The following is a 23,560-nucleotide window of genomic DNA, read 5'->3' as shown; positions in this document are numbered from 1 at the left end:
GAATGAAAGTAAAATTTCAGTTGTAACAAGGATTAAGCGATATCTTGTTACAACTTTAACTTAAAATGATATCGTATTGCTCTTGCGTATATAAATTTTCGACCTGAAATTTAATAACTCTGTTGATAAAGTGCTCTAAATCAGCCACTGCAGGGGCTTCTGCCGTTAATAATCGGTCAATTACGGAAGGATGAGCAACGACAGTAAAGCCACTCGTAGACTCAAATGCACGCGTATATCGTAATATCTCTCGAAATATTTCGTAACACACTGTCTCTGCCGTTTTGACAAAACCACGCCCCTGACACGTTGGACAAGACTCACATAACAAGTGTTCTAATGATTCACGTGTTCTTTTACGTGTCATTTCGACTAAGCCAAGTTCAGACACCTGTGTGATTTTTGTTTTGGCGTGATCACGTTCAAGCATTTTTTCAAATTGACGCATCACCTCTTCACGATGAATGGCTTCTTGCATGTCAATAAAATCAATAATGATAATACCGCCCAGATTTCTTAGTCTGAGCTGACGTGCGATCACCTGAGTCGCTTCCATATTGGTCTTAAAGACTGTGTCTTCGAGACTACGACCACCGACATATGACCCTGTATTGACATCAATGGTAGTCATGGCTTCAGTCTGGTCAATCATTAGATAACCACCAGACTTTAGAGCAACGCGTGTTTGTAGAGCTTTTTGAATATCTTCTTCGACGTTATAGAGATCGAATAATGGACGTTCACCCGGATAATGAATCAAGCGGCTTTGCATATTCGGCACAAATTCATCTACAAACTCACGCAGTTTTCCGTGAATTTCTCTCGAATCGACATAAATCTTTGCTGTTTCTTCGCTTGCCAAATCACGAATAATTCGTTGTGGTAGTGGTAGTTCTTCAAAAATTAAAGAAGGAACTGCAACATCCACTTGTTTACGCTGGATATATTCCCATAGCTTGCTGAGGTAACACATATCTTGCGCAATCTCAGCATCATCTACGCCTTCAGCAGCAGTACGGACAATCACACTACCGGGTAGATTATGCTCTGCCTGAATACCTTCGATGATATTACGTAAGCGTTCGCGCTCTTCTTCTGACTCAATACGCTGTGAAACACCAATATGGTTACCATACGGCATAAGAACTAAATAGCGAGAAGGAATAGAAAGATCTGTACTTAGACGAGCACCTTTGGTACCGAGCATGTCTTTCATCACCTGAACGGTCAGAATTTGCCCTGGATGAAGTAATTCAAAAACATTGGGAGTTGGCTGTGAACGAGGCCAAACCATATCATTAATATGCAAAAAGGCTGTTCTAGATAATCCGATATCAACAAAAGCCGCTTGCATGCCCGGAAGCACGCGGACAACTTTACCTTTGTAGATATTGCCGACAAGTCCTCGCTTCACTGTACGTTCAACATACAGCTCATTAACAGTTCCATTTTCGATTAATGCCACCCGACACTCCATAGGTGTGACATTAATAAGTAGTTCTTCTGACATACATAAACTCAAAGCATTATAAAATTTTTATTAAAGAGTCAGAGGGACTGTTAATGTCGCTTTGTCCACTATTCATCGACAATGCAATTCAATCAAGAATTATCAACAACCCCTTATGTCTTCACTCTTTTGAATAACTGTGAAAATTCGTACAAAGGAAGCCCTACCACATTACTATAACTTCCTTGAATTTTGGGAATATATTGCGAAGCAATTCCTTGAATTGCATATGCACCGGCCTTCCCTACAGGTTCACCTGTGGCCCAATAATCTTCCATATCTTGCGCAGTCATTGGTGCAAACTCAACTTGAGTTTGCACTACTTGACTCAAGATTTGCTGCTGTGTCGCAATACAAATTCCGGAAAACACATCATGCCAACGGCCAGATAATTGTTTCCAGATTTCAAAGGCATGCTGTTTTGAGTCAGGTTTACCAATAATCTGATCATCAAGCCCAAGACTTGTATCGGCAGCAATAACCACGGCATCTGGAAAAATATTTAATACAGCTTGCGCTTTTTCTCTTGCTAAACGTTCAACATATTGATGAACCAGCTCACCATTATGAATAGATTCATCAATATCAGGGCTATAAATTTCAAAATTTAAGCCCAACTGTTGCAACAATTCTCTACGACGCGGAGAACTGGAAGCTAAAACTAAATGCGCCATTTTGCTAAACAATAATAAACAACAGGCCAAGTTAAGATGCTTGTTATTAATGGTTGCCAATGACGAGCAATCGAAAAATGAATGCCCCCCATCGTTTGGGTTACCCACATAAATGCCAAGTGAGCAATAATCACTAAAATGGCAATCGTCCATAAATTAACGAAAGTTAAAATCCGACGTTCACGTATTAAAAAGCGGGTAACAAAGGTAACAATAACAAAACTTAAGGCATTTAAGCCCAAAGGTGCATCAAGCAAAAGGTCTGTAAAAATTCCCATGCCAAATGCAAACCACACCCCACACCATGTTGGTTGGCAAACGACCCAAAACAACATGATCATAAGCATGAACAATGGACGCCAGCCAGAAATATCGTAGGAAAGTGGGTAAACCATGAGCACAGAACCCACGATAACGGAGAGAATAATTCCCCATAGTGGATCTTTACGCTTCTCACGCTTCAGTTTAGCGATCGGCATAAGGTTGCTCCTTCGCTAATGAGTCAGAGAAAAGCACAACCACGTGATGTCCTGTTGCAAGCTGAGCAGCTGGAGTAATATCAATTTCAGCAAACTCACCTGAATTATGACGACGGATTTTAGCCACCGTACCTACTGCATAACCTGCAGGGAAATGCTCACCTAAGCCAGAACTCAATACTTTATCGCCAACCTGAATATTTGCACTAGTCGGAACATATTCCATTTTCAAGCGACCTAAATCACCAGTTCCCGAAACAATCGCACGCATACCTGTACGCTCTAAACGAACAGAGAGTGAATGCTCTTTGTCTGAAAGTAACATCACACGTGAACTATGAGGATATACATTGATGATTTGCCCCATAATCCCTTTATCATCTAGAACCGTTTGACCCACCTTAAGGTGATCCATTGAACCGCGGTTAATAATGATAATGTGACGTAGCGGATCGGCATCTGTTCCAATCACTTCGGCAATTTCCATACGGCCATCAATAATTAATGGCGTATCAAGTAAACCGCGTAATCGGGTATTTTCAGCAGATAATTCAGATAGTTTCTGCAAACGAACCTGAGCCTGTAACAACTCAGCCTGCATTGCAGTGTTTTCACGGCGCAGTTGTGTTTCAGATTTAGTTTGTTGATTCAGCCATTCTCTCGACAGTACCGGATAGCTTGCAAGCGCATAAATTGGATTATATGCAGCGTACAAGACATCCCTTGCTGGCTGAATTACATAAGGCATGCGCCAATCAAAGAACAGCACAACCAAGCATGTAATGACCGCAATAATGAACGAGCGGAAAGATGGCGGCTGTCTTGAAAAAATATTCGGTTGCACCGCCTAATCCTTAAACTTAACCGACGAAAAGCATGTCATGGTTCGGGTTGTCGAAGAATTCCAATACCTTACCACCACCACGGGTCACGCAAGTAAGAGGATCTTCAGCAACAACAACTGGTAAACCAGTTTCTTGCGCTAACAATTTGTCGAGGTTACGAAGTAACGCACCACCACCTGTCAACACAATACCGCGCTCAGCAATATCAGAAGAAAGTTCAGGAGGAGTTTGTTCAAGAGCAGATTTCACCGCACTTACAATGCTTTGTAATGGGTCAGAAATCGCTTGAGTAATTTCGTCAGAAGTTACAGTAATCGCACGAGGTACACCTTCTGCAAGGTTACGGCCACGTACTTCAATTTCTAATGTCGTACCATCAGAAACAGCCATACCTACTTCTTTCTTAATAATTTCAGCTGTGGTTTCACCAATTACGCAACCGTGAGCTTTACGAACATAATTAATGATTTGCTCATCAAATACATCGCCACCAATACGTAAAGAATCGGCATAGACACAACCTTGCAATGAAATAATTGCAATTTCAGTTGTACCACCACCAACATCCACAACCATAGAACCACATGCTTGTTCAACTGGCATGCCAGCACCAATTGCTGCAGCCATTGGCTCTTCAATTAAGCGTACATCACGTGCACCAGCATTAAATACGGCTTCACGAATTGCGCGACGCTCGACCAAAGTTGATTTACATGGTACACATACAACTACACGAGGTGCAGGTGGGAACAAACGTTTTTCGTGAACTTTACCAATGAACTGATTCAACATGGTTTCAGTCACTTCAAAATCTGCAATTACACCGTCTTTCATTGGACGAATTGCAGAAATATTCGCAGGTGTACGGCCTAACATTTGCTTAGCATCTAGCCCTACAGCAGCAACAATTTTTTGTGAACCACTGTGACGAATTGCCACAACTGTTGGTTCATTTAATATAATGCCGCGGCCTGGTGCATAAATAAGTGTATTTGCTGTACCTAAATCAATGGCTAGATCCGGCGAAAACAAGCCAATTAGTCGTTTTAGAATCACGGTTCGTTCTCAGTTAAACTTTCATGTGGATGCAAGGTGGCAACTTTAAACTAAATGTGATGATTTGAACAAGTCAATCGCTTATTATAACGCACGATATTTTGAAAATTTTTAATACTGATTAGGTGATGTTATGTCTACATCGGATGCACAGCATTCAGCAGATTTAAATGCACAAACAGTTTCAGCAATCGCCAATCTTGCTCGATTGTCGCTCAATGATACGCAATCTGCTGAATATGCTCAAAGTCTAAATAAAATTTTAGGCATGATGGAAACCTTAAAAGGCATTGATACGGAAGGCGTAGAACCTTTAAAGAGTCCTTTTGACAATCCTCAACCTTTACGTGCTGATGTGGTAACTGAAAGCAATCATCGAGACGAATACCAAGCAGTTGCGCCTGCAACTCAAGATGGTTTGTATCTTGTTCCTCGCGTGATTGAATAACTTTTACTCAATTAACACATCTTCCCTATTTTGAATGTAAAGAAATTTTACTCATGACTGATTTACATCGCTTATCAATTCGCGAACTTGCTGAAGGCTTAAGCCAAGCGAAGTTTTCGTCTCGCGAACTGACTGAACACTATTTAAAACGTATTGCTAAAATTGACCCACTGGTAAAAAGCTATGTGACGGTTACACCTGAGCAAGCACTTGCTGAAGCTGACGCAGCCGATGTAGCTTTAAAAGCAGGTAATGCAACTGCTTTAACGGGTATTCCACTTGCTCACAAAGATATCTTTTGTACCAAAGGTATTAAAACCACTGCTGGTTCAAAAATATTAGATAATTTTATTTCTCCTTACGATGCAACTGTTGTTGAAAAAACTAAAGCAGCTGGTCTTGTCACTTTAGGTAAAGTGAACATGGATGAGTTTGCGATGGGTTCAACTTCTGAAAGCTCATATGTAGGCGCAACAAGCAACCCTTGGGCACTTGACCATGTACCTGGTGGTTCATCAGGTGGCTCGGCTGCGGCTGTAGCTGCTGATTTAGCACCATTTGCTACAGGTACCGATACAGGTGGTTCAATTCGCCAACCTGCGTCTTTCTGCGGCTTAACAGGCTTAAAACCAACTTATGGTCGTGTATCTCGTTTCGGGATCATTGCTTATGCATCATCATTAGACCAAGCAGGTCCAATGGCACGCTCTGCTGAAGACTGTGCTTACCTCATGAATGTAATTGCAGGCCATGATGCAAAAGACTCAACTTCGGTTAAAAAAGAAGTTGATGACTACGTTGCAAACTTAAATGGCACATCTGTAAAAGGTTTACGTATTGGTATTCCTAAACAGTACTTTAACGTTGCAGGTTTAGATGCCGACGTAAAAGCACGTGTTGAAGAGTCTTTGAAAAAGCTTGAAGAAATGGGTGCAACGCTTGTTGAGATTGACCTCAACATGACCGAAGCTTATGTACCAACGTATTACCTCATCGCACCAGCGGAAGCATCTTCTAACTTGTCACGTTATGACGGTGTTCGCTACGGTTACCGCTGTGAAAACCCAGCAGACTTGATGGATCTTTATAAACGTTCTCGTTCAGAAGGTTTCGGTCCAGAAGTTCAACGCCGTATCCTTATTGGTACATATGCGCTTTCTGCAGGTTATTACGATGCTTACTATGTGAAAGCACAGAAAGTACGTCGTTTAATTCAACAAGACTTTTTAAAAGCCTTTGAAAATGTAGATGTGATTGCAGCTCCTTCTGCGCCAACAACTGCATATAAAATCGGTGCGAACTTAAGTCCAACTGAAATGTATTTAGGCGATATCTATACACTTGCAGTGAACTTAGCAGGCTTACCAGCCATTAATGCTCCTGTTGGTTTTGATAAAGATAACTTACCAGTCGGTTTACAATTAATTGGTAACTACTGGTCAGAATCACAACTGTTGTCAATTATTCATCAATATCAACAAAATACCGATTTCCATACTCAACGTGCGGCAATTGCTGAGGAGAATGCATAATGGCTGAAGCTCAAAAGTTGAAATTGATTGACGGTTGGGAAGTCGTTATTGGTATTGAGATTCATACTCAGCTTGCAACCAATTCTAAAATTTTCTCTGGTTCATCGACTGAATTTGGTCAAGACCCAAATACACAAGCGAGCCTGGTAGACTTAGCAATGCCGGGTGTACTTCCAGTTTTAAATGAAAAAGTGGTTGATCTCGCTATTCGCTTTGGTTTAGGTATTGATGCTTACATCGACCAAGCATCTGTGTTTGCACGTAAAAACTACTTCTACCCTGACTCTCCAAAAGGTTATCAAATTAGCCAAATGGATAACCCAATTGTGGGCTTGGGTCACATCGACATTCAACTTGAAGATGGTACGACTAAACGTATTGGCGTAACTCGTGCTCACCTTGAAGAAGATGCGGGTAAATCTGTACACGACCAATTTGAAGGTATGTCTGGCATTGACTTAAACCGTGCCGGAACACCTTTGCTTGAAATCGTTTCTGAACCCGACATGCGTTCGGTTGAAGAAGCGGTTGCTTATATCAAAGCAATTCACACATTAGTACGTTGGTTAGGTATTTCTGACGGTAACATGGCTGAAGGCTCATTCCGTGCGGACTGTAACGTGTCTTTACGTCGTCCGGGACAACCGTTTGGCACACGCTGTGAGCTTAAAAACCTCAACTCATTCCGTTTCATTGAGCAAGCGATCAATGTGGAAATTGAACGCCAAATGGAAATTTTGGAATGGGGCGGCGAAATTGATCAAGAAACTCGTTTGTTCGATCCAAATAAAATGGAAACGCGTTCTATGCGTTCTAAAGAAGAAGCGAATGACTACCGCTACTTCCCTGATCCAGACTTGTTACCAGTAATTATTCCAGATGAGCAAATTGAGGCCATCAAAGCAACTATGCCTGAGTTGCCAGCAGCACGCCGTGCACGCTTTATTGCAGACTTTGGTGTAACTGAATACGATGCACACGTACTTACGCTCTCACGCGAAATGGCGGACTTCTATGAAGCTGTTGTTGCTGCGGCTGGTGGTGCGAAGCAAGGTAAAATTGCTGCAAACTGGGTAATGGGTGAATTCTCTGGTGCTTTAAACAAAGCAGGCCTAGATTTGGCTGACTCACCTGTTTCTGCTGAACAGCTTGGCGGCATGATTGCACGTATTGTTGACAATACCATTAGCGGTAAGATTGCTAAACAAGTCTTTGGTTTTATGTGGGAATCGGAAGGTAAATCTGCCGATGACATTATTGCGGAAAAAGGCTTAAAGCAAGAAACCGATACTGGTGCAATTGAAGCAATCATTAAAGAAGTACTTGCAGCCAATGAAAAAATGGTTGAAGAGTACAAGTCTGGTAAAGAGAAAGCCTTTAATGGTCTTGTTGGTCAAGTCATGAAAGCATCTAAGGGTAAAGCCAACCCTGCGCAAGTCAATGAATTAATGAAAAAATTGATTGGTTAAATCAATCTAATTAAAAAAAACCCGCTTTAGAGCGGGTTTTTATCTATTTTGAAATGCAATGAATCCACAATAATTTTTAAGCTAAAACTATGCTGAACAAGTTACTCATGATAAATAAATTACTTATTACGACCTCTTTATTGTTAATAAACTCGACACTTTTTGCTCAAACGGTTCAAGTCCCAAAGAGTGAAGTAGCATCTATTTTTAAAGCTGCAAATTTCAAAAAAACAAAACATGGCTGGAAAGGTAACTGTGATACTGGTGAAATTATTATTTATAAAGATTTAAATGGTGATGGTCATAAAGATGCAGTTATTCAAGATAGTAGCAGTATGTGTTATGGCAATACAGGGGTTGGCTACTATATTGTTTCACAGCAAAAAGACGGTCAATGGAAAAAACTCTTTAGCAACTCTGGCCTTCCCACCTTTTTGAAAACTAAAGGCAAAGATGGCTGGCCTGATATTGAAAATGGGGGACCAGGCTTCTGTTCTGCTATTTATCGATGGAATGGTCAAGAATACGTTGTAAACCGTCATGAATATGAAGGTAAAGCTTGTGAGTTATAAAAAGTAGATCCCATAAATTTAAAAGCCTCGATTTATCGAGGCTTTTTTTATATCACTTACGAAACACTCTTCGACTAAAGAATGAGCTTTTTCCTAAAAATCACACTACCGTTATGCTAATTTAAATTAAAAATAGAAATCACTTATATTTTAAAAAGAGGGATAAATCATGTCTAAAAAGATTTTAATGTTAGTCGGTGACTATGCTGAAGACTATGAAACTATGGTTCCATTTCAGTTCTTAACAGGTTTAGGTTATACCGTGCATGCTGTTTGCCCGAATAAAAAGAACGGCGACCATATTGCGACGGCTATTCATGATTTTGAAGGTGAACAAACTTATAGCGAAAAACGTGGCCACAACTTTGCGATTAACTATGATTTTGATGCCGTTAATACTAAAGACTATGTAGGTCTAGTTATTCCGGGTGGTCGAGCACCAGAGTACTTACGTATGAATGAACGTGTTGTCGAAATTGTACGTGAATTTGATAGAGTGAAAAAACCAATTGCAGCCGTATGCCACGGTGCTCAGTTACTCGCTGCGGCAGACATTTTAAAAGACCGTCTCTGCTCGGCTTATCCAGCATGTGCGGCCGAAGTAAAACTCGCAGGTGGGCAATATGCAGATATTGCTGTGACTGAAGCCGTTACAGATGGGCATTTGGTGACAGCACCAGCTTGGCCTGCACATCCAGCTTGGTTAGCACAGTTTGTGAAAGTTTTAGGCGCTAAGATTAGTATCTAATAAGATTCTTCATCTCAAATACAATAAAGCCTGCACTTAGATAGCAGGCTTTATTATTAAAATAGAAAACTAGATTTTTTATCTTGTAATTCCTAATTTATTCCAAATTTCTGGTGTTAAAAACGTTGTCACCAATTTATTTAAATCAATATAGCGTAATGTGCCCTGCAACTGCTGTTTAACGGCTGGGTCTTTAACAATATCTTCACCAGCACTTTGACCTAACTGCTGGAAAGCTTCTCCAACTGCCTTCACACCTTCTGCTTTAATCACGGCCTTTGTTTGAGCAGAACATTGCTCTACAATTATCCGCTGTAAAACTTGAGCCAGTTTTTGGTCTAACTGATCTTTTTGCTCAGGCGTTACATTACTAAATGTTTTTAAATCTGGATGAGCCGCTAAAGCGGTAAATGTCCATTGAAGCACCGTGGTTTTATCTGAAGCTGTCGTTGCTTTAACTAAACAATCACTGAGCTGATCGACCGTTGGACCAGCCATTGCAATTTGTGTTGTGCCTAGTACAGCCGCCGCCACACATATTGAACGGCTCAGGTGTGAAAACTTACGGCGAGCAATAGCGTAAAGATGACGTGACATAGGTCTAGCTCCAATAAATAATCTGTTCTTTTTATCACAGAGTCACTAACGTTACCTGTTATGACTCTGTAACCACAAAATACTTATTTCACCACAGACTCTATTCGATCAAGCTCCCACACTCCACCTGCTGCCAAGCCTTTACACATGCCTGTCCACATATCTTTCGTGTGTACAAAACTCTTACCATCCCATACCCACTCTTCACTTGCCCAGCAATCTCCAATGCCTCTTCCCTTTTGAGTACTACTAATCAAACCGCTATCAAAATCTGAAGCTGTCTCAGTCACAAAAGTCGCTTTACCGTTTAAAGACTCATCTAGTACCCAAGCACCATACCCTTCGTTATAAGCACCTCTCCAACACAAGGTAGTCGCCAAAACTTTCTTATTGGTTAATTTATATAGTTCAATTTCTTGTGGTTCAGCTCCATCACTATTCCCACCATAAACGCCTTCACAAAAGCCGTCTTCTTTCGGATTCGGCTTAGCTGCCATCAAACTACGGTATATTGCTTGGTACTGTTTACTTTTTGGCTGTAAAGTTAAGTAAGGTTTGGTTGAAGTACGAATACGCTTCACAACTAGTTTTGGCTCAGGCATAAGTACTTGATTTTCATTGGCACTGCCCTTTTTGACTAAAGCCCCAATCGTTCCGATACGCTTTTGAAAATCATCCATTTTTAATAACACAGCAGTCATTCCTTCATCGGAAATTTTCCATTGATGCTGAGTATTTTTAAATACAATTTCAGTTTTCTGTTTAGACTGCTGTAGTAGAGCGTTAGCTTGTAAGCTACTTAGTTTACCCATAATTGGCAGCTCAGTACCATCTACAGCTACCGGTCCTAAGTCTTTGCCATTGACATAAAAATGGATATTTTTAAGCTGCTTTGCAGGCATGCTTTGTTCATAGTCAGACAAAGCAAACTCAACTTGTACAGGTTGTTTTGGCCCTGCTTTACGCGTTACTAAAATTGAAGCTGGATTATCACCATTGTCTTCATTTTGATAGCCAGCAGCCTTACAAGTACCTGTATTACTACAATAAATTTCCCATTCTTGATGAGAAAATGAAATGCATTTAATGTCTTGAGCAAAACTATAAGAACTTATTGCCGCTAAGCAGCAAATTGAAAGTATATTTTTCATTTTCCATATCTCTATAAGTCTGTTTTTATTATGAAGTTAAAAACAGTATTCAATTTTGAATTACCTTATAGTTTAAAAGAATATGTTAGATTTATATAAGATTTTAAATTGATTACTTTCTAAAAATGAAAAAATTAAATTCTTTTTTATGGGCATCATTAGTCAGCCTAAATTCAACTGTTTATGCAGAAGTAAAAAACTTTACTCCTCATTTCCCCCAATTTTATAGCTCTGCTGCAACCCGCAAAGCAGATAATCAATTCTATAAGCTTGGAGAAGCAAATTTTTTAAACGGCGTTGCAGTCCCTTTTTATGGCGTTACTGCACAAAACCCAATAGAAGATGGTTTACTTAAAAATTTTGAAAAATGCACGCTTAAAAGCTGCAGCTTTAATTTTAAACTTGATGCTCAACATGCCAAGCAACTCAAGCTTCTTGCATTACCTGAAACAGGTTTAGTACTTGTTCCAAGAAATTGGCAAGATGTACAAGCAAATGCAGGTGCAAATGGAACTGGTTTTGCTTTAGCAATGAGTCCAGATCAAAAACAAGCGATAGAACTTTATGACTCTTCTTTTTGCGTTGGGTGTGGATTACCAAATGCAACGCTGTATTTTCCTGAACTGTTAAAAGAAAGTGTTGAAAATGAGTTTGGCGGATTCAAAGACCCTAAAAAACTCATTAACATCGTTCATCCCTCTAAAAAAATGGCTTTTTTTAGCTACCAAATTCCACAAGTGAACAATAAAACGCATGGTATTGCCAAGTATGATGATGAAGACACATTTAACTATAAAGAGATTCAAGTCACCTTAGATAAATCTCAGCAGTCTTTGGTTGGTCCTATCCTTAATTTTTATAATGCAACACACTAATTCAATCCTTATAAAAAAACCCGCTTTCGCGGGTTTACTTTTATTTATGCAATATAGATTCAAAAGCTTTTAAACGCTTATAAATCGAAAGTAGTTCAATAATTGTTTTCCATGAACTAATTAGATATTGGAATGATTCACGAACCTTATCAAATACACCACCAATTTGGTTAATTAAGCCTAAGGTCATCTTCCCACTCGCAATTGCAGGGAATAAGACAACTAGACTATATAAAATGTCTAATTGCTTATACCAAGTTGCTACCAAGTTAAAGTAAGCATAATGAAAATAAAGACGGAAATAGTTTGTACGGACTCGACTAAAAAGCTCTTTTAAAGTAGCCGGTTTTGCACGTTCAATATGATCTTCACCATAAACTAGTTCTTTACGATAAGCTGCTTCTACTTTTTGATTGTTAAATTGTAGACCTGGTAATTTAATACCAACCACCATGAGTAGAACTGTACCAAAAGCAGCCCATACAATTGCAGCCCATACCAAAGAGTGGTTTAACTCACCAACAATTGGTAAAACGGGAACGTGTTTAGAAAGTTGAAATAAAATAGGTAAAAACGCGATTAAAATCATCACAGCTTTTACCAGTTCAACACCTAGGTCCTCCATAATAGTCGCAAAACGCATCGTATCTTCTTGTACACGCTGCGAAGCACCTTCAATATGGCGAAGCTTTTCCCAATGTTCCGTATAGTATTCATTCATTGCCGTACGCCAACGGAATACATAATGACTGGTGAAAAAAGCATTAATTACGGCCAAGGTCACAGCAACCATTGCAATATAAAGAAAAACTAGAGTTTCGCTGTATAGTGCTGAAAGGTCTCCACCTCCATCAGAAAGCATTTTTTGAATTAAGTCCCAAAATGGTACATACCATGCATTAATGGCAACACTGACCTGAACACCAAACCAGATATTAAATAAAATAAATGCTGATCCCCAGATAGACCAACGCTGCCACGGATTCTTAGAAACAATTTTCCAAAAACCAGCAAACAATGCTGTGGAGACTAAAAACCAGACATAAAACCATAAGAAAGTTGGAGACCAAAAACGGCTAACGCCAACAGGTAATTGAGCTTGATGATAGCCTTGAGCAAAGCCGATAAAAGTTCCCCATGTGTTTCCACCTGTGTACCAGAGCACCATATTTAGTGCGATCCAAATAACCGCCGATATAAAAAAATACCGTGGTGACGGAAAAAAAGATTTGAACATTGAGCGTTGTTATCCCTATATTTCTTCAAATTTGCAATGAGGAGAATACTAAAACCTAAACCTTAAAATTGTGAAGGGCAAAGTTTAGAGAATTGTCAGTTTTTCCCGTTTCATTGAAGGATTTGATCGTTTTTTTGTAAATTCATCCTTTTTGCAATTTAATCCTTTTAAATTGCTTTGCATATGACCCCCTTAAGAGCCATATACAGCTTTTATATCATAGCAATATGGGTGTTTAAATCTCTTCTTTACGAACAATATAGCCTTCAAGCTGCATAGCCTGAATTAAAGGTTCCAGATCTGGAGCACTTTTTAACTCAACATCGACACTTACCGCACTTTCTTTTGCGCGACTTGTGGCAGCAAAGCGTTCATGGCGCAGTTCATAAATATTACCTCCCTGCTCAGCAATAATTGCTGTTAAACGTGCTAAAGCCCCCGGATTATCTGGTAATTCAACACGAATACGAACCATACGCCCCGTACGCGTTAAGTGACGCTGTAATACCGAAACCATTACACGTGTATCAATATTGCCCCCAGATAACACCACGCCGACTTTATGACCTAAAAATAGATCTGGTCGAGACATAATTGCAGCGATACCTGTCGCCCCTGCTCCCTCGCACACTGTTTTTTCAATGTTAAGCAACAGCGCAATCGCTTCTTCAATCATGTCTTCAGTGACTACCACAATATCATCAACATATTCTTTAGCCACTTGGGTCGTAAGCTCACCCGGAGTTTTAACCGCAATACCTTCAGCTACGGTTGAACCTAATGAAACCGCAATTTGATAGTTACAAAGCAATTTCGCCATGCTTGGGTAAACAACCGACTGAACCCCGATTATCTTAATTTTAGGATTTATCGATTTTGCCGCAATCGCAATACCTGAAATGAGACCACCACCGCCAATAGGGACCACCAATATGTCCAAGTCAGGTACGGCACCTAGCATTTCAAGTGCAATGGTGCCTTGACCAGCAATAATTTCAGCATCGTCAAAAGGATGAATAATGGTTAATGATTCTTCTTGAGCAACACGGTGCATTTCAGCAGCAGCTTCTGAAAAGTCTTGTCCATGCAAAATAACCCGTGCACCGTATTCACGTACACGTTGTACCTTTACATTGGGTGTCGATTTAGGCATGACAATCGTTGCAGTTACACCCGTACGCTGAGCATGATAAGCGACGCCTTGTGCATGGTTACCGGCTGAAGCAGCGATTACACCATGTTGCTTTTCCTGCTCAGATAAACTTAAAAGCTTATTTAATGCGCCCCGTTCTTTAAAAGAAGCCGTAAATTGTAGATTTTCAAATTTCAGCCACATTTCTGCCCCTAAAGTTTTAGAAATGGTTTCTGAAAAAACAAAAGGCGTTTTAACCACTAAACCATCTAAACGCTCTGCAGCGGCATGTATATCTTCTAATGTTGGAAACTCATGTTTTACCTGTTGCTGAATCATCTAATTAATCGGCCTCAATATGTTACAAATCAATTATTTTTTTGAAAATAGCATGAATTTCTCATATCTGTCATGAGTAGTTTTCAGCATAACTCCACTATACAAAAATTTTTGTCAGTACATACAAATCTTTTATTTTTCAACAAAAAAGCCCTTCTCGGGCTTTTATTTAATTTTCATATACTTGCTTTTAATTTATTTTGACTGAGCGCTTAATCCATCGGTAGAGAGATTCTGTTCAGCTATTTTTTCATCAATCGCAAACTGAATATCCGACAGTTTTGCATTTGCTGCCTCAACACCAGCTCGCATAGTAGCTTCACGGCCTTTTACATCAAAAATATGCGCTTTTTCTCTTAAATCCGGTTGAATCACGACATCTGCATATTGAAGTTCTTCAGCAGCTAAACGCCCTTGCATAATATTAATATTCTGGTTAAACAGCCCCCATACATTCGAGGTTTCCGTATAGATCGGTTGAGCCAGAATATCTACAGCAATAATGACATCTGCACCTAAGTCTCGTGCTACTTCAACAGGAACCGGACTCACTAAACCGCCATCTACATATTCAGATTTACCAATTTTAGTGGGGACAAACATACTTGGTATTGAGGCTGAGGCTCTTACAGCTTGCCCAGTATTGCCGTAGTTAAATACTGTTTTGGTACCATGCTTAAGCTCTGTTGCGACCACATACATTGGTATTTTCATTTTTTCGAGTGGTAAATTATTTACTTGCTGATTTACATAGTCTTCAACTTTTTTCCCGTCAAAAAAACCTTTTAAACCAATACTGATATCACGAACGTCACCCGCTTTCATTTTTAATGCGGTATCACGCAGTTCATCAGGTGTTTTTCCACTGGCATAAATTGCCCCAACAATACTACCTGCACTAGTTCCTACAATAAAATCAGGGCGAATACCATGTTGCTCTAAGACTTCAATAACACCAATATGTGCATAACCTCGAGCACCTCCACTACCTAACACCAATGCGACAACTGGTTTTTTATGCTGCTTCTTAAGCTGTGCAAAAGGCTGGTCGACAAAACGTGAATATGCCTCTGCCGTTTGTGGTTTTAAGGCAGATAAGTGTGAGGTGGTCTGGCACCCAGCCAACACCATAGAAAGTCCGAGAACCCACAATTTAAGCTGTTTCATGGCCCATCTTTGCGCTATGACATTAATTTCCGAATTGCAATTTTAGTTGCTCATTTTGTGAAAAGCTGTAGTGAATTTATTTAATTTGTCATGTTTAAATTTTATACTCAAGTGTTTTTATGCTCCATAAAAAAAGCCCCTTATTTCTAAGAGGCTTTTTTGAAAATTACCAAATATCTGAATCGACTTTTTTCTTCAACTCTGGATATTTATTAATTTTAAATTCTGGTTCTTTAATACCTTGTTTTAATTGCTCACGGTAGTCTTTCAATAAAGTACGAGCTACAGGTGTTAACAGTAAAATTGCGACTAAGTTAATAGTAGCCATGATACCCATAAACAAGTCAGCCATTGACCAAACTAATGGAACACTACCAATTGCACCGAAATACACCATCACCAATACAAAAATACGGAAGATGAACATAATTTTCGGGTTGTTATTAATGAACTGCACATTACTTTCCGCATAAGCATAGTTCCCTAATACAGCAGAATAACAGAACAAGAATAATAGAACTGCCAGGAAGTCAGAACCCCAGTGTCCAACTTGAGTCTCTAATGCGCGTTGAGTTAATTCAACACCAACAAAGCCTGCATCGTGATAAACACCAGAAACCAAAATGATGATTGCTGTACTTGTACATACAATGAAGGTATCTACGAATACACCCAGCATTTGCACTAAGCCTTGGTTTACAGGATGTTTTACATCCGAAGCAGCGGCAGCATTCGGAGCAGAACCCATACCAGCTTCGTTTGAGAACAAACCACGCTTAATACCCTGCATCATTGCCATTGATATGGCAGCACCGAAGAAACCACCTGCCGCAGCATTGAAATGGAAAGCTTCAGTTACAATGAGTTTTAACACGTCAGGTAAAATTGCATAGTTGCTTAATGCAATATACAACGCAACAGATAGGTAAAGACCCGCTTTTAAAGGTACAAACATTTCTGCAAATTTAGCGATACGTTTAATACCACCAAAAATTGCCAATGCAACCATCACGACAAGTGCAAGACCAACCCAAGAAATTTCTAAATCAACACCACCTAAATGAGCAATAAGATTGGCTTTGTCCCAACCCCATGCATGTGAAGATGCATTTGCAATCGCATTGATTTGAACTGAGTTAAATACGAAACCATAGGTAAAGATTAATGCCAGTGCGAAAACTACACCAAAGGTTTTACTACGTAAACCTTGAGTAATATAGTAAGCCGGTCCACCACGGAACTGTTTGCTCTTGTTGTCTCTCACCTTAAATAGCTGAGCAAGTGTAGACTCAATAAAAGCCGAACTCATACCAAGAACAGCGGTTACCCACATCCAGAACACTGCACCAGGACCGCCAATTGCGATAGCAATTGCTACACCAGCAATGTTACCTACCCCAACACGGCTCGCAAGGCCTGTTACGAACGCCTGAAAAGGAGTAAGACCATGCTCGTCTTCGCCTTCAGTACGACTGCTTTTCATAACACGAATACTTTGCAAGAACATGCGAATTTGCACTGCTCCTGTTAAGACCGTATAAAAAATACCGACAGCCAGCAAGAAAATAACCAGAAAATCCCATAAAGGGTCATTAAAAAATTTTACCCACGACATCAGTGTGGCATTGAGTTGTTCATTCATACTCGGTCCGCTTACGTTCTTGCTAAAGTGCTATTAGCACAAGCCAAAATCTGCAATAAACAAAAAAGCCCCTAGCAATAGGGACTTTTTCAGTACATTTAAGAAAAAACTTTTAATGTCAATTGAATAGCAATTATCGTCACAAGTTTAAGCAACATGATGCCCAGCACTAAGCCTTTGAAGGTCGCATGAGAGAAAGCATCCTTCAAATAAAATGAATTCATCGCATTACTGAACATATTCCCATTTGGGTGAACAGTATGCATCGACTCGGCTACAAACTTGGAAACTAACAAATGACCACCGCTAAATCAGCTCGCTTAATGATTCCCATCAATTAATCGAGTTATAAAAACTGGATTTAAGCCAATAAGCATATTTACATATACTTTTGGGCGAATGTCTAAACTGGATTTAAATTTCAAAGACTGTAACAAGCCATCGCTATGACGCGACTATCTGCGCCCCTTTCTTTGTTATTCAAGAAGAGTGCGTTGAGATGTGTACCAAGCTGTTGTATTTTTTGTGGCTTAGTCGTTGCGTGAGTTAAGTTCATTTTCATGGTCGCAATGGTAATCGCCAATCCTTGTTTCATGAACTGCTTGTTGATGAGCGGTAAACTCATGTAAAGCTCCTTATACCTCGTGTATTTCTCCATTCCTGCACAAAATCCTTTTTGTAAAAGTATTTTGTTATGCAGCCACTACTTTTTCCTAACGTGAGTATGGAGAAATCATACCTGCGTAAAAAAGTCGGTATTATGCAGAAATTTAAAATTTTGTGTATGTTTTTCATTAAAAGATTATGCTCTTTAAGGTTATTTTTCATACAAAACCATCTGTTTTGTACTGTTTTTAAACATATTCTACCTTTTTTCTAATTGAATATTTTTTACTCAAACTTTATTTTCATTTTAATTTAATGACCAAACAAGTCACAATATTTTGTCTATTTAAATCTAAAATGACACTTTCAAACTATGATTGATTAGACATTTGTCTAAACGAATCGAGTCATCATACATATAAGGAAATCACTTTTCTAATATTTTTTGTTTATAAATGCATCAATTTTGGCGCACAAAATTAGACTTTTATAAACATTAAACATTGAGAATAAGATCAGGAGTCCTCATGAATCTGGAACAAATCCGCCTTGTTGACGAGGCCATTACCTCTCGACACTCTGTCCGTGCTTTTTTAAACACACCCATTGAGCCCGAAATCATTAAGGATATCTTAAAAGTCGCGAGCCGAGCACCTTCAGGAACCAATACTCAACCGTGGAAAGTCTATGTCGTGACAGGACAAAAACGTGATGAAATGGTAGAGCGTGTTTGTACAGCACAGATTGAGATTTCTAAAAATCCAGAACTTGCAGAACAATATAAAGAAACTTTTGCCTATTATCCTGAAAAATGGATTTCACCTTTTATTGATCGTCGCCGAGAAAATGGCTGGGGTCTTTATGGTCTCTTAGAGATTAAAAAGGGCGAAAAAGAAAAAATGGCTGCACAGCAGTTACGTAATTTCAAACTGTTTGATGCACCAGTCGGAATTTTCTTTACAGTCAATAAAGCAATGGGAATTGGTTCCAAAATGGATATCGCCATGATGATTCAAAATGTCATGGTCGCAGCCAAGGCTCGTGGATTAGACACCTGCCCTCAAGCCGCTTGGAACCATTTCCATCCGTTAGTGTTAGATATTTTAGGCGCAGCAGATGACGAAGAGTTGGTATGTGCAATTGCGCTAGGTCATGCCGACCCTGCACACATTCTGAATACTTTTATTACGCCTAGAGAGCCTGTAGAGAATTTTGCAGTTTTTCTTGATTAAAGACTCAAGCAAACCACTCTCTTAAAATCAAGAGAGTGCTTGGCTTTTTGCTTGTCGCGTCGCTTTTAAAACAACAATAAAACCACTTAATGTAAATAACACCATCATCACTCCCATATTGAGTGATGCAGACCAAATAAGGAAGTTAAGAAGTACGCCACCCAATAAACCGCAAGCAAATTGCATACTGCCCATAATTGCACTAGCGGTTCCTGCACGAGCACCTTGCTTTGACATAGCTAGAGCCATGGCATTTGGTCCAGTTAAACCAATTCCTGAAATCGCTAAAAACAGTCCTAACATTACTAGCCATAAAGGTGCTGCAGAAATTAAACCAGCAATCAACACAATACTTGCCCCTGTCACCTGTACCATTGAACCTGCTTTTAAACGCTTAGTAATTTCAACACGTGTAGTTAAGTGCTTATTTAAAGATGACATTAACATAATGCCAAAAGCATTCAGTCCAAATACATAAGCAAACTCTTGTTGATTTAGCCCATATTGATCCATAAAAACGGCGGGAGCTGAGCTGATATAACAAAATAGCGCTGCACCTGTTAAACATCCTGCAAACATAGGTAAACGGAAGCTCGCATCTTTGAAAATAGCACCATATAAGGTAGCCACTTGATATAGAGATAATTTGAGCCTCTTATCAGTTGCCAAAGTTTCTTTAAAAAAGAAATGTACACATAGCCAACAAATTGCGCCCACAATTGAAAGCGCAATAAAAATCGCTTGCCATGGAAACCAGATTAAAATCCAGGCCCCAATCATAGGTGCCAAAATAGGCGCTAAACCCATTACAATCATCATGCTAGAAAAAGCTTGTGCCGAACCTTGTACATCTAACCGATCGCGTATAGCAGCACGAGCCATAACCACACCTACACAACCCCCTAAAGCTTGTAAAATACGGGCAGCTATTAGACTCCATTCATTTGTAGCGAGCACGCAAAACAAGCTTGCGACTGCATAAAGCGCAAGCCCAAAATAAAGAGGCTTTTTTCGACCGATACGGTCGCTTAAAGGACCATATACCAGTTGCCCAATGGCTAAACCAAAAAAATAGGCTGGCAATGTATTTGCTACCATTTGCGTACTCACCCCAAAATCATGGGCCATTTGAGGCAACGCAGGTAAGTACATATCAATGGATAATGGCCCTAAAGCCGTGAGTAAAGCGAGCAACATAATCCAGCCAATAGAATATTGACGCTGGGCTGTTTGTTCAGACATAACGATATTTCATTTTTCAATCATTTGCATACAGACAAGCTTACACTGTCTATCGTATGATTTGTGCAACATTGGTGTAGAAATACGCAAATCCTTTATCACTCAGGTTGATCAGCAAGGACTTCATTTGAAATCTTGGTTTAAACGCCTAAAAAGAGCGACTTATAACACATCATTTATGTATAACGTGCGGATGCTGATTGCCTTTTCAGGAACTGCGTTCGTGCCTTATTTTCTAGGCCATCAATTAGCAACAATTCCCCTCACTTTAGGTGTGGTCGCAGCGGGTTTAAGTGATATTGATGATCGCTTTTCAGTGCGAATCATGAATTTGATTTACACCTATATTGGTTTCTTCATTACTGCCGCTTCCGTGCAATTACTTTTCCCTTATCCAATGCTTTTTGCACTAGGGTTGATTGCCTCTTGTATTGGTTGGATTCTACTCGGGTCACTAGGCCGCCGTTACGCGACAATCTCTTATGGATGTCTGGTTGTTTCGGTTTATACCATGTTGGGGGTTCATTTATTTGACCAATGGTATATTCAACCAGCCCTTTTAGTTGCGGGAGCAGCATGGTACGGACTTATTGCAACCATTAGCTTTTTATTATTTCCTGTTCGCCAACTTCAAGACAAACTTGCAGCCTCTTATGGTTCGTTAGGTGACTTCCTATTTGCCAAATCCAATTTATTTGATGTTGATATGACTCCTGCCAGTTATCAGCAAAGCATGATTGATCTTTCATTAGAAAATGGCAAATTGATTACTATTTTTAATGATCTTAAAACCGCCCTTTTAACCCGCTTAAAAGGTGACCGAGGACAAAAAGATACTCGCCGTAGCCTACATTATTATTTTGTCGCACAAGATATTCATGAACGTGCAGACTCTGCTCATATCGACTATCAAAAGTTAGCAAAGATTTTTCAGCACAGTGATATTTTATTCAGATTTCAGCGTATTTTGGCGGTTCAGGGTAAAGCCTGCCAAGAGTTGAATGAATGTATTTTACAACGCAAACCATATATCCATAACAAACGTTTTAAACAGAGTTTTGAGAACTTACGCTTATCTTTAGAAAAATTAAGAAAAGATCAACAGTATGACTTGTTATGGGTAAATGCTCTTTTTGCCTTATACCGAAATTTAAAATCTATTGACTCACAATTACTCAACTTAGAAACGGAACAGCATATTCAGTCAGACAAAGTAAAGCAGGCTGAAAACCAACTCAAAGATGATGATTTAAAAGGTTGGAATGATATTGTTGTCCGAATAAAACAAAATCTAACCCCTGAATCTGTACTGTTTCGTCATGCCATTCGAGTATCGATTGTTCTGTTCATTGGATATGTATTTATTCAAACCACCCGAATCGAATATGGCTACTGGATTATGTTGACAGCGTTATTTGTTAGCCAACCTAACTTTAACGCGACCAAACGTCGCTTACGTTTACGTATAGTTGGGACATTAGTCGGAATTATTGTCGGACTAAGCGTGGTATTCCTCGTACCTTCCGTAGAAGGACAATTAGTCATGCTGGTCTTAAGCGGCGTACTATTTTTCGAGTTACGCAGTAAGCAATATGCTCAAGCAACCGCTTTCATCACAATTTTGGCATTAATTAACTTTAACTTAGATGGCTCGGCAGTCGCTGCGGCTATTCCTAGATTTGTAGATACCCTAATTGGATGTGCTTTAGCGTGGTTTGGTGTCACCTTTATTTGGCCTGACTGGAAATTCCGTCGCCTACCGCGCAGCATTCGACGCTCTTTACAAGCACAATGTAATTATTTAGCGGAAGTGGTAAAGCAATACCATGAAGGTCATAACCATGCGCTCAATTATCGTATTGTTCGCCGCGCTGCTCATAATACCGATGCTGAAGTCGCCTCGCTTATTTCAACTTTAGCGACAGAGCCTGACTTTGATCCTACTCACAAGTCAGATATATTTGAATTTTTATGCCTTAATCATACATTTTTAAGTTATATCGCAGCACTCGGAGCGCATAGAGAAAAGATTCAAGATCAAGCGGTTCTTAACGTTTTAGATCAAGCATTAGACGATATACAAGGTGCGCTGTTAAGAGATGAAATGCCTGATTTGACAGCACAAAATATGCTTAAGACGATACGTCAGCGTTTAAGCCAAAATGATGAAGATGACCAGAAATCACTCATTATTTTACAGCAGTTATCACTGATGCTAAGTGTTTTGAATCGATTTAGTATGTTGAAACAACGCCTAAGTCATGATCTAGATAATGATGCCAGCGAACTTGCATCATTATAAATTTGAGTCGGAATTTAGTATGAAATTGGCATAATATCCTTTCCTGAGTTATGCCAATTAATGCTAAACTTAAAACAGTTTACAATTTGTTATTTGCACTATGACCGCGAAAACTTTATATGCTTATACGCTTCAGCCAGTTCCTTACGAGGTTACAGAAGCTGAACAACGTAATGCACAACTTCTTATCTGGCGCAGCACCAATAAAATCAGCACAAAAATCTGGGCAATTATGGGCATAATTTTAGCCCTTGCGATTTTAGGTCTTATTTTTATTAAGAACTATTCTACAGTGATTTGCTGGGTAGCCATTGTTGGTGTAGTACTTTATTACCTTGGCCGCACATATGGTTTGGAATGGTACGTTAAGCGTAAGATGAATGAGTTTCCTGTACAGGAAATCAAAGGCATTCGCTTAGGTGTACAACCTCACGGTATCGTAATGCGCCAGCAAATGGGATTACAAGAAGGCGTTGGGACCATTGGATGGAAAAACATCTATGAATGGTACAACACCCCTGACTTTATTTTAGTTAACTTTAAAGTAAAAGATCCTAAAGGCCAAGAACAGCAAGGTGCGTATATCTTGCCTAAACGCATGGACTCTAAAAACTTTTCTTTCAATACAATTCGTAAGCATTTGAAAGAAACTGTAGGTGAACCGAAAACTTTATAATTTCACCCCCATTAAAAAGCCTCCGTTAC

23 protein-coding genes are annotated in these 23,560 nt (G+C 39.5%); 9 read left to right on the top strand and 14 right to left on the bottom strand.

What is annotated here, in order from left to right:
- Nucleotides 1-55: 55 nt before the first annotated feature.
- From rng to MKL35_RS09055, 5 genes are all read right to left on the bottom strand, one after another.
- The gene (gene rng / locus MKL35_RS09075; protein WP_004712131.1) at nucleotides 56-1,510 is read right to left on the bottom strand and encodes a ribonuclease G; all 1,455 of its coding nucleotides are present in this window, start codon (nucleotides 1,508-1,510) and stop codon (nucleotides 56-58) included.
- 113 nt (nucleotides 1,511-1,623) lie between these two features.
- Nucleotides 1,624-2,184 (bottom strand): Maf-like protein, encoded by a 561-nt coding sequence (locus tag MKL35_RS09070; protein ID WP_032010104.1) that lies wholly within the window; start codon nucleotides 2,182-2,184, stop codon nucleotides 1,624-1,626.
- Nucleotides 2,172-2,663 (bottom strand): rod shape-determining protein MreD, encoded by a 492-nt coding sequence (gene mreD / locus MKL35_RS09065; protein ID WP_002051447.1) that lies wholly within the window; start codon nucleotides 2,661-2,663, stop codon nucleotides 2,172-2,174. Before mreD ends, MKL35_RS09070 begins: the two co-directional genes overlap by 13 nt.
- Complete coding sequence (gene mreC / locus MKL35_RS09060) at nucleotides 2,650-3,507, bottom strand: rod shape-determining protein MreC (RefSeq protein ID WP_002051136.1); 858 nt, start codon at nucleotides 3,505-3,507, stop codon at nucleotides 2,650-2,652. The genes mreD and mreC overlap by 14 nt, the downstream gene beginning before the upstream one ends.
- Before the next feature lie 16 nt (nucleotides 3,508-3,523).
- A complete protein-coding gene (locus MKL35_RS09055; protein ID WP_000601379.1) occupies nucleotides 3,524-4,564 on the bottom strand; it encodes a rod shape-determining protein in 1,041 nt (346 codons plus the stop codon).
- Nucleotides 4,565-4,697: 133 nt separating this feature from the next.
- Here MKL35_RS09055 and gatC point away from each other — a divergent pair, with 133 nt between their 5' ends.
- From gatC to MKL35_RS09030, 5 genes are all read left to right on the top strand, one after another.
- On the top strand, nucleotides 4,698-5,012 hold the full coding sequence (gatC, locus tag MKL35_RS09050; RefSeq protein WP_000107699.1) for an Asp-tRNA(Asn)/Glu-tRNA(Gln) amidotransferase subunit GatC: 315 nt from the start codon (nucleotides 4,698-4,700) through the stop codon (nucleotides 5,010-5,012).
- A gap of 53 nt (nucleotides 5,013-5,065) precedes the next feature.
- A complete protein-coding gene (gene gatA, locus MKL35_RS09045; protein ID WP_032010103.1) occupies nucleotides 5,066-6,544 on the top strand; it encodes an Asp-tRNA(Asn)/Glu-tRNA(Gln) amidotransferase subunit GatA in 1,479 nt (492 codons plus the stop codon).
- The gene (gatB, locus tag MKL35_RS09040; RefSeq protein ID WP_004712122.1) at nucleotides 6,544-8,013 is read left to right on the top strand and encodes an Asp-tRNA(Asn)/Glu-tRNA(Gln) amidotransferase subunit GatB; all 1,470 of its coding nucleotides are present in this window, start codon (nucleotides 6,544-6,546) and stop codon (nucleotides 8,011-8,013) included. Before gatA ends, gatB begins: the two co-directional genes overlap by 1 nt.
- Nucleotides 8,014-8,120: 107 nt before the next feature.
- Nucleotides 8,121-8,585, top strand: coding sequence for a hypothetical protein (locus MKL35_RS09035; protein WP_031953275.1), 465 nt, complete (start codon nucleotides 8,121-8,123; stop codon nucleotides 8,583-8,585).
- A 169-nt stretch (nucleotides 8,586-8,754) separates the two neighbouring features.
- The gene (locus MKL35_RS09030; RefSeq protein ID WP_032010102.1) at nucleotides 8,755-9,333 is read left to right on the top strand and encodes a DJ-1/PfpI family protein; all 579 of its coding nucleotides are present in this window, start codon (nucleotides 8,755-8,757) and stop codon (nucleotides 9,331-9,333) included.
- Nucleotides 9,334-9,411: 78 nt separating this feature from the next.
- On the opposite strand, the gene MKL35_RS09025 is transcribed toward MKL35_RS09030, so the two are convergent.
- On the bottom strand, nucleotides 9,412-9,930 hold the full coding sequence (locus MKL35_RS09025) for a hypothetical protein (protein ID WP_032010100.1): 519 nt from the start codon (nucleotides 9,928-9,930) through the stop codon (nucleotides 9,412-9,414).
- A gap of 83 nt (nucleotides 9,931-10,013) precedes the next feature.
- Nucleotides 10,014-11,081: a DUF1176 domain-containing protein gene (locus tag MKL35_RS09020; protein ID WP_032010099.1), complete on the bottom strand. Its 1,068-nt coding sequence runs from the start codon at nucleotides 11,079-11,081 to the stop codon at nucleotides 10,014-10,016.
- A gap of 125 nt (nucleotides 11,082-11,206) precedes the next feature.
- On the opposite strand from MKL35_RS09020, the gene MKL35_RS09015 reads away from it, so the two are divergent.
- The gene (locus tag MKL35_RS09015; protein ID WP_032010097.1) at nucleotides 11,207-11,956 is read left to right on the top strand and encodes a DUF4850 domain-containing protein; all 750 of its coding nucleotides are present in this window, start codon (nucleotides 11,207-11,209) and stop codon (nucleotides 11,954-11,956) included.
- 40 nt (nucleotides 11,957-11,996) lie between these two features.
- Here MKL35_RS09015 and sbmA read toward each other — a convergent pair whose 3' ends face one another.
- From sbmA to MKL35_RS08985, 6 genes are all read right to left on the bottom strand, one after another.
- The gene (gene sbmA / locus MKL35_RS09010) at nucleotides 11,997-13,193 is read right to left on the bottom strand and encodes a peptide antibiotic transporter SbmA (RefSeq protein ID WP_032010095.1); all 1,197 of its coding nucleotides are present in this window, start codon (nucleotides 13,191-13,193) and stop codon (nucleotides 11,997-11,999) included.
- Nucleotides 13,194-13,428: 235 nt separating this feature from the next.
- The gene (locus tag MKL35_RS09005) at nucleotides 13,429-14,664 is read right to left on the bottom strand and encodes a threonine ammonia-lyase (RefSeq protein WP_004712107.1); all 1,236 of its coding nucleotides are present in this window, start codon (nucleotides 14,662-14,664) and stop codon (nucleotides 13,429-13,431) included.
- A gap of 195 nt (nucleotides 14,665-14,859) precedes the next feature.
- Nucleotides 14,860-15,831 carry a patatin-like phospholipase family protein gene (locus MKL35_RS09000; RefSeq protein WP_002051248.1) on the bottom strand — a complete coding sequence of 324 codons (972 nt, stop codon included), beginning with the start codon at nucleotides 15,829-15,831 and terminating at the stop codon, nucleotides 14,860-14,862.
- Between the two features lie 166 nt (nucleotides 15,832-15,997).
- The gene (locus MKL35_RS08995) at nucleotides 15,998-17,473 is read right to left on the bottom strand and encodes an alanine/glycine:cation symporter family protein (protein ID WP_002051404.1); all 1,476 of its coding nucleotides are present in this window, start codon (nucleotides 17,471-17,473) and stop codon (nucleotides 15,998-16,000) included.
- A gap of 98 nt (nucleotides 17,474-17,571) precedes the next feature.
- On the bottom strand, nucleotides 17,572-17,712 hold the full coding sequence (locus tag MKL35_RS08990) for a hypothetical protein (RefSeq protein WP_079377098.1): 141 nt from the start codon (nucleotides 17,710-17,712) through the stop codon (nucleotides 17,572-17,574).
- A gap of 182 nt (nucleotides 17,713-17,894) precedes the next feature.
- Nucleotides 17,895-18,098: a hypothetical protein gene (locus tag MKL35_RS08985; protein ID WP_002051146.1), complete on the bottom strand. Its 204-nt coding sequence runs from the start codon at nucleotides 18,096-18,098 to the stop codon at nucleotides 17,895-17,897.
- A 508-nt stretch (nucleotides 18,099-18,606) separates the two neighbouring features.
- Between MKL35_RS08985 and MKL35_RS08980 the strand changes: the two genes are divergently transcribed.
- Nucleotides 18,607-19,311 (top strand): nitroreductase, encoded by a 705-nt coding sequence (locus MKL35_RS08980; protein WP_032010093.1) that lies wholly within the window; start codon nucleotides 18,607-18,609, stop codon nucleotides 19,309-19,311.
- Nucleotides 19,312-19,338: 27 nt separating this feature from the next.
- Here the strand turns inward: MKL35_RS08980 and MKL35_RS08975 are convergent, their stop codons facing one another.
- A complete protein-coding gene (locus MKL35_RS08975; protein ID WP_004885395.1) occupies nucleotides 19,339-20,553 on the bottom strand; it encodes a multidrug effflux MFS transporter in 1,215 nt (404 codons plus the stop codon).
- A 127-nt stretch (nucleotides 20,554-20,680) separates the two neighbouring features.
- On the opposite strand from MKL35_RS08975, the gene yccS reads away from it, so the two are divergent.
- Nucleotides 20,681-22,855, top strand: a complete 2,175-nt coding sequence (yccS, locus tag MKL35_RS08970) for a YccS family putative transporter (RefSeq protein WP_032010090.1) — start codon at nucleotides 20,681-20,683, stop codon at nucleotides 22,853-22,855.
- 100 nt (nucleotides 22,856-22,955) lie between these two features.
- Nucleotides 22,956-23,531, top strand: coding sequence for an SdpI family protein (locus tag MKL35_RS08965; RefSeq protein WP_031953283.1), 576 nt, complete (start codon nucleotides 22,956-22,958; stop codon nucleotides 23,529-23,531).
- Nucleotides 23,532-23,560 lie beyond the last annotated feature (29 nt).

This window comes from Acinetobacter sp. AOR41_HL (genome assembly GCF_027854645.1).
Classification (GTDB): domain Bacteria; phylum Pseudomonadota; class Gammaproteobacteria; order Pseudomonadales; family Moraxellaceae; genus Acinetobacter; species Acinetobacter nosocomialis.
This window is presented reverse-complemented; position numbering and strand designations above follow the sequence as displayed.